7 protein-coding genes are annotated in these 6639 nt (G+C 68.7%); all 7 read right to left on the reverse strand.

All coding sequences use genetic code 11. The features are described from left to right. Nucleotides 1–28: 28 nt before the first annotated feature. The gene (locus tag WAZ62_RS03870; protein ID WP_422642209.1) at nucleotides 29–1225 is read right to left on the reverse strand and encodes an ABC transporter substrate-binding protein; all 1197 of its coding nucleotides are present in this window, start codon (nucleotides 1223–1225) and stop codon (nucleotides 29–31) included. A 41-nt stretch (nucleotides 1226–1266) separates the two neighbouring features. After that, the gene (locus tag WAZ62_RS03875; protein WP_422642210.1) at nucleotides 1267–1962 is read right to left on the reverse strand and encodes an ABC transporter ATP-binding protein; all 696 of its coding nucleotides are present in this window, start codon (nucleotides 1960–1962) and stop codon (nucleotides 1267–1269) included. Next, complete coding sequence (locus WAZ62_RS03880) at nucleotides 1959–2672, reverse strand: ABC transporter ATP-binding protein (protein WP_422642211.1); 714 nt, start codon at nucleotides 2670–2672, stop codon at nucleotides 1959–1961. Before WAZ62_RS03880 ends, WAZ62_RS03875 begins: the two co-directional genes overlap by 4 nt. Beyond that, nucleotides 2665–3672 carry a branched-chain amino acid ABC transporter permease gene (locus WAZ62_RS03885; protein WP_422642212.1) on the reverse strand — a complete coding sequence of 336 codons (1008 nt, stop codon included), beginning with the start codon at nucleotides 3670–3672 and terminating at the stop codon, nucleotides 2665–2667. The genes WAZ62_RS03880 and WAZ62_RS03885 overlap by 8 nt, the downstream gene beginning before the upstream one ends. After that, on the reverse strand, nucleotides 3672–4520 hold the full coding sequence (locus tag WAZ62_RS03890) for a branched-chain amino acid ABC transporter permease (protein ID WP_422642213.1): 849 nt from the start codon (nucleotides 4518–4520) through the stop codon (nucleotides 3672–3674). The genes WAZ62_RS03885 and WAZ62_RS03890 overlap by 1 nt, the downstream gene beginning before the upstream one ends. Before the next feature lie 64 nt (nucleotides 4521–4584). After that, nucleotides 4585–6318: an FAD-binding protein gene (locus tag WAZ62_RS03895; RefSeq protein ID WP_422642214.1), complete on the reverse strand. Its 1734-nt coding sequence runs from the start codon at nucleotides 6316–6318 to the stop codon at nucleotides 4585–4587. A gap of 12 nt (nucleotides 6319–6330) precedes the next feature. After that, on the reverse strand, nucleotides 6331–6639 hold a 309-nt coding region (locus WAZ62_RS03900; protein ID WP_422642215.1), incomplete at its 5' end, for an FAD-binding protein.

A 6639-nucleotide genomic window follows, 5' to 3' on the forward strand; every position in this document is an offset into this window, starting at 1 on the left:
GCCCGAGGCCGGGCGCGACCGGATGGACTTACAGCTTGCACTCGGGGTTCGGGGTCGGCATCGCCTGTTCCGCCGGCACGGTCATGGTGATCACGGGCTTCAGCGTGCCTTCGTGTTCCTTCACCACGCCGAAGAAATTCGGCACCACCAGCTGGTGGTCTTCCTTGCGCATGAGCTGCGCGCCGAACAGCGTGTCGAAGGTGGCGCCCTCCATCGCCGCGGCGACCTCGGCCGGCTTCACGCTGCCCGCCTTCTTCACCGCCTGGAAGATCACCTGCATCCCGACATAGGTCTCGCCCTCGAAATTGCTGGGAGCGGTGCCCGGGTATTTCGCGGCCCAGCGGGCGACGAAATCCTTGTTGGCCGGCGTATCGAGGGTGGAGCTGTAATTGATCACGCCCCAGATGCCCTTGGCCACCTCGCCCAGCGTCTTCACCGTATTGTCGGTGGCGAAACTGACCCCCGCCGTGAACACCTTGTCGAGGAGGCCGAACTGCTTGGCCTGGGTCGCGAAATTCACCGCGTCGCGGCCGGCCAGTGCGACCCACAGGCCCTTGGCCCCGGATTCCGCGATCTTCTGGATATAGGGCGCGAAATCATTGTTGCCGAGGCTGGCGTAACCTTCCGCCGCCACGTTGCGCCCGTTGGCGGCCGCGGCCCTGGCGAAGCTGGCGCCCGAGTTGCGGCCCCAGGCGGTGTCGGAGCCCATGATGGCCCAGTCCTTCTCTTCCCTGGTGGCGAGCCAGGGCATGACCACCGCGGCATCGGCGGCATCCGGGTGATTGACCCGGAACAGGCGGCGGCCGCAAGCCTTGCCGGTGATGTCGTCCGCCTTGGAGATGGTCGCGACATAGAGCGCGTCCCAGCGCTCCAGCATCGGGCCGATCGCCAGCACCTCGCCCGAGGCGATGGACGCGGCCATGATGTTGAAGCCGGACAGGGCCAGTTTCTCCGCCTGCTGGCGCGCCATCTCGGCCTTGGCCTGGGTGTCGAGGAAGCGGACCTCGACCGGGCGGCCGTCGACGCCGCCGGCCGCGTTCGCCTCGTCGACCGCGATGGTGACGGCGCGGCGCGCCTGTTCGCCCAGGTCGCCATAAGGCCCGGTCAGCGCGGTCGGGATGCCGATGCGCAAGGGATCCGCGGCCCGCGCGAAGCGCGGCCGGACGGCGGTCAGCAGGGCGGCGCCCGCGGAACCCGCGAGCAGGGTACGCCGGTTGATGAGCATGATGGTCTTCCTCCCGTTGATGGTCTTTTCGATCGCCTTGTTCAGACGGCGACGTGTTTCTTCAGTGTTTCCATGGAAAGCCCGGCGAGCTTTCCGTCCTCGACCACCGATCCCTTGGCGAGGACGTAGTAACGCTCCGCGACCTTGCGGACGAGGCCGAAGTTCTGCTCGATCAGGAGGATGGAGGTCCCGGCCCCGGCGAGCTTGACCAGCGTGTCGCCCAGATCGTCGACGACGACGGGGGCAAGGCCCTCGCTCGGCTCGTCGAGGATCAGGAGATCGGGATTGGCCATCAGCGCCCGGCCGATCGCCAGCATCTGCTGCTGACCGCCGCTCATCGCCGTGCCCGGCGTCTCGGCCCGCTCCCGCAGGATCGGGAAGAGGTCGAAGACCGCCTCGACGTGCCACGGCCCCTTGCGGTTGGGCGCGGCGCCCAGCAGCAGATTCTCGCGCACCGTCAGGCCCGGCACGATGCGCCGGCCCTGGGGCACCACCGAAAGCCCGGCCCGGGCGGCGGTGAAGGTGCGCAGCGTCCCGATCCGTTGCCCGCCGAAGGAGACATGACCCTTCTTCAGCGCGGCAAGGCCAAGACAGGTGTTGACCACGGTCGTCTTGCCGACGCCGTTGCGGCCGAGGATCGCCACCCGCTCGCCCTTCGAGACCGAGAGGGAGACATCGTGCAGCACGCGGGCCCGGCCATAGGCCGCGTCGACATTGTCCAGCGCCAGCAGGCTCATGCCACCGCACTCCCCAGATAGGCCTTGATCACTTCGGGATTGGCCCGCACTTCCTCGGGCGTGCCCTCGGTCAGGATCTTGCCGAGATGCAGCACGGTGATCCGGCGGCAGATCGAGAAGATCACCTCCATGTCGTGCTCGACGAGGAGAACCGTCAGGTTCCAGCGGGCCGCGAGGTCGCGCAAAAGATGGGCGAGCGCCAGCGATTCCCCCATGGTCAGCCCCGCCGCCGGCTCGTCGAGCAGCAGGACCTTGGGATGGCCGACGAGGGACAGCGCGATATCGACCCGGCGCTGGTCGCCATAGGAGATATCGGCCGCCCGCCGCTCGGCATGGGGCAGCAGCTGCATCTCGCGCAGCACGTCTTCCGTGTTGTCGTTTTCGGCGTTGCGGGCGGCGAGCGCCACCTGCTGGCGCACGGTCAGATCCGGGAAGATGTTGGTCTTCTGGAACGACCGGGCGAGGCCGGCGCGGCGCCTCGCCCTCTCGCTCGCCGCCGAGAGGTCGCGGCCCTCGAGCAGCACCTTGCCGATCGGGTTGGCGCCCCGGCCGCACAGCACGTCCATGCAGGTGGACTTGCCGGCACCGTTGGAGCCGATCAGGCCCCGGATCTCGCCCGGCCGCAGCGCGATCGAGACATTGTCGAGCGCGGCGAAGCCGCCGTAGCGCCGGGTGAGGCCGGTCGCCTCGAGACTATAGGCTTCAGCCATGACGACCTCCGAAGGCCCGGCGGGCGAGGTTGCCGATCGCGCCGCCGATACCGGAAGGCAGGGCGACGGTGACGATGATGAGGGTGACGCCGATGATCGCCGGCCAATGGTCGGTGATGCTGCCCGCCGCATCCCGCACGAAGAAATAGAGCATGGCGCCCAGGGCCGGCCCCCAGACCGTGCGGGCGCCGCCGATGATCGCCATGACCAGCGCCTCGCCCGAATGGGTCCAATGGGTGGTGTCGGGCGTCACGAAGCCGTTGTAACCGGCGAAGAGCACGCCGCCGATCGCCGCGATCCCGGCGGACAGGGCATAGACCAGCGCGCGCGGCACCATGGTCTCGTAGCCGATGAAGCGGGCGCGTTCCTCGTTGCCCTGGATCGCCAGGGTGAGCGTGCCGAAATGGGACCGCCCGAGCAGCCAGAGACCGAGCAGGATCACCATGAGCACGCCCCAGCAGATCAGGAACATGCTTTCCGGGCGCTGGAACACCGAAACCGGAATGCCGAAGACCGTCTCGGGCAGGCGGACGGCGATGCCGTCCTCGCCATTGGCGAGGCTGCGCCAGCGCATCACCAGCTCGAACCCGGCCTGGGCGACCGCCAGCGTCAGCATGGAGAAGGCGACGCCGGCCACCCGCAGCATGATGAAGGCGATCAGGAAGGCGAAGATCGTGGGCAGCACGATGGCGGCGATCACCGCGACCTCGGTCGAGACCACGTCGTGTTCCATGGCGAGCGCCACCAGATAGGCCGCGCCGCCGTAGAACAGGGCATGGCCGAAGCTGACGAGGCCATTCTGCCGGATCAGGAAGCCGACCCCGGTCGCCAGGATCGCCGTGATCGTGCCCTGGGTCAGCAGGGTGGTCAGCAGGGGCGAGCCGGCGAGGCCGGGCAGCAGGGCGCCGATGACGGCGACGAGGGCGAGGCCGGCCGGGAAGCCCAAGCCACGGCCGAGACGGAAGGCGGGTGCGGGCATGATGTCGGTTCTCTCGGTCATCAGTGGGCGCTCCTCACGATGCCGTTCGGCCGCCAGATCAGCACCGCGACCATCAGGACGAGCGGGATCATCGAAGCGACATTGGGCGTGTAGACGACCCCGAGGTTGTGCAGCTGGCCGATCACCAGCGCGGCGACGAAAGCCCCGGCGAAGGAGCCGAGGCCGCCGGTGACGACGACGATGAAACTTTCGATGAGGATCGACGCCCCCATGGAGGGGGAAAGCGCGATCAGCGGCGCCGCGATCACGCCGGACAGGCCGGCGAGGCCGGTGCCGACCGCGACCACCAGCATGGACAGGCGTTCGGTATCGACACCCTGCATCGCGGTCGTCACCGGATCGACGCTGGAGGCGCGGACATAGAGGCCGGCGCGGGTCAGGCGCAGCCAGGCGCTGAGACCGCCGGCGACCAGGATGGCGGCGCCGATCACGGCGAGGCGATAGACGGGAAAGGTAATCTCGCCGATCGCGATCGAACCGGACAGGAGGTCGGGCATCGGGAAGCTGATCAGATCCTTGCCCCAGATCGTGCGCACCACATCCTCGAGCACCAGCAGGATGCCGAAGGTGACGAGCACGGTGACGATCGGATCTTCCTTCTGGAGGGTGCGGAAGACGGTGCGGTCGAGAATGACGCCCAGAGCCGCGAGCACCAGCGCCGCCGCCGGCAGGGCGACCCAGAAGCCGAAGGCCATCGCCGCCGTGTAACCGACATAGGCGCCGAGCATGTAGAGCGCGCCATGGGCGAAATTCACCACCCGGCGCAGCCCGAAGATCATCACGAGGCCGACCGACATGATGTAGAGCATGCCGCCGTGGACGAGGCCGTTCAGGACGTGGACGAGCATGCGTCACCTCCGGCGGCGGTAAGGGGGAAATCTCGGGTCATGGGGTTTCCTCGCTGATGATTTTTCAGACGGCGCGCAGACGCTGTTCGGATTTCTGGACCGCGGTGAGACCGGCCGCGTGGCGGGCGGCGCGATAGGCGAAGACCATGGCGGGGCCAAGCGTGGTACCCGGCCCCGGATAGGTGCCGGCCATGATCGAGGCCATGTCGTTGCCGCAGGCGTATAGACCGGGGATCACCTCGCCGGCGGCGTCGAGCACGCGGGCGTCGATATCGGTCGACAGGCCGGTCGAACAGGCGATCTCGGCCGGGAAGACCTCGACCGCGACGAAGGGACCGCTCTCGATCGGGGCGAGGCAGGGGTTGGGCGTATTGGCGGCATCGCCGTTGAAACGCGACAATTCGCTCTCGCCCTTGCCGAAATCATCGTCCCGGCCCTGCCGCGCGAAATTATTGTGGCGGCGGACGGTCGCGGCCAGGGTCGCGGGATCGACGCCGATCCGCCGCGCCAGTTCCTCGATCGTCGGCGCCAGCGTGAGGTAGCCGCTGTCGGCGAAGGGCTTCAGGTTGCCGGTCCCGGGATAGACCGGGCCGATGCCGTATTTCCGCACGAAACCGGCGGTGCAGATCAGATGGGCCGGGATCGATTGCATCGCATACATCGCCTCGACGAAGTCGTGATAGGAGGCGCCTTCATCGACGAAACGCCGGCCCTCGCGATTGACCGCGATCAGGCCCGGCTTCGCCCGGTCGAGGGAGAGATGGGGGAACAGGCCGGTGCCGCCATCCTTCCGGCGGGTGACCGAGACCGGGGTCCAGAAGGCACCGGTGCCATGTTCCTCGGGCGCGATGCGGGCGCCGATGCCCTTGCCCAGCATGATGCCGTCGCCGGTGTCGCTGCCCGCGGCCAGCGAGCGCCGCGCCACCGGCTTCGGCATGAAGACATCGCGCAGGGCCTGGTTATGAGCATAGCCGCCGGTCGCCAGCACGACGCCGCGCCGGGCCCGCACCCGGAGCGGCCCCGACGCGGTGTCCAGCACCGCGCCCTCGATGCCACCGCGCGGCCCCCGGATCAGCTCTCTTATGCCGGCGCCGAAAAGCACGGGCACGTCGATCTGCTTCAGGCTGTAGTAGAGACGGGCGACCAGGGCATTGCCCATCACCACCCTCGTGCCCCGGGAATAGCGCAGGCGATCGGCGAGATATCGCGCGAACAGCCGCCCGGCATGGAGGAAATTGCCGACCGACCTGAAGCGGTTGATCAGGCGGGGAATATCGTCCTTGCCCACCATCATGCCGCCGAAGACCATGAATTCCGCGATCGGCGGGCGCACCCTCTCGAAATCGGGGCCGAGGCGGCGACCATCGAACATGCGGGCGACGATGGCGCGGCCAGTCACGGCGGCGCCCGGCCGATTGGACCGGTAATCGGGATGCCGGCCGCAGGGTGCGAACTGCACCTCTGTACGCTGCATCAGATAATCGATCGCTTCCGGCCCCGTCGCCAGATAGGCCGTGCGCAGGGTGCGGTTCGCCGCCTGCGGACCGCCGGTCAGCGCGTCCATGTAACGCTCCGCCTCGGCCGCGCTGTCCTGCCAGCCGGCGTCGAGGCTCGGCCGGTTGCCCGGGATCCACAGGGTCCCGGCGGAGGTGGAGGCGGTGCCGCCGACCTGCTCGCTCTTTTCCGCGATCAGGACATCGAGACCTTCGAGGCCGGCGACCAGGGCCGCCGTCATGCCGCCCGGCCCCGCGCCCGCGACCAGAAGATCGACTTCGCGATCGTATTTCGCCTGGGTCATGCCGCCCTCCCCTCAGGCCCGCCGGGCGACGGGGGCGGCGAGCGAGGCCACCATCGTCTCGCCCGCGATCAGGCCGAAAACACTGGCCTTGGACAGGCCGCCCGAATAGCCCGCCTTGCTGCCGCCCTCGAGGCCGCCGGTGCAGGAGCCCGCCGCCAGCAGGCCGGGAATGACCTGGCCGGCGGTGTCCAGCACCCGGGCGCCAGCATCGATGGCGATGCCGCCCATGGTGTAGGTGACACCGGCGCAGACCGGCACCGCATGGAACGGCGCCTGCAGGATCGGCCAGGGCCGGTAGGCATTCGCGGTGCGGTCCGCGGC

The sequence above is a fragment of the Zavarzinia sp. genome (assembly GCF_049306435.1).
GTDB lineage: Bacteria > Pseudomonadota > Alphaproteobacteria > Zavarziniales > Zavarziniaceae > Zavarzinia.

Coding starts and splice junctions, on each gene's coding strand:
- WAZ62_RS03870 (WP_422642209.1), bottom strand. CDS start 1,225: ATGCTCATCAACCGGCGTACCCTGCTCGCGGGTTCCGCGGGCGCCGCC.
- WAZ62_RS03875 (WP_422642210.1), bottom strand. CDS start 1,962: ATGAGCCTGCTGGCGCTGGACAATGTCGACGCGGCCTATGGCCGGGCC.
- WAZ62_RS03880 (WP_422642211.1), bottom strand. CDS start 2,672: ATGGCTGAAGCCTATAGTCTCGAGGCGACCGGCCTCACCCGGCGCTAC.
- WAZ62_RS03885 (WP_422642212.1), bottom strand. CDS start 3,672: ATGACCGAGAGAACCGACATCATGCCCGCACCCGCCTTCCGTCTCGGC.
- WAZ62_RS03890 (WP_422642213.1), bottom strand. CDS start 4,520: ATGCTCGTCCACGTCCTGAACGGCCTCGTCCACGGCGGCATGCTCTAC.
- WAZ62_RS03895 (WP_422642214.1), bottom strand. CDS start 6,318: ATGACCCAGGCGAAATACGATCGCGAAGTCGATCTTCTGGTCGCGGGC.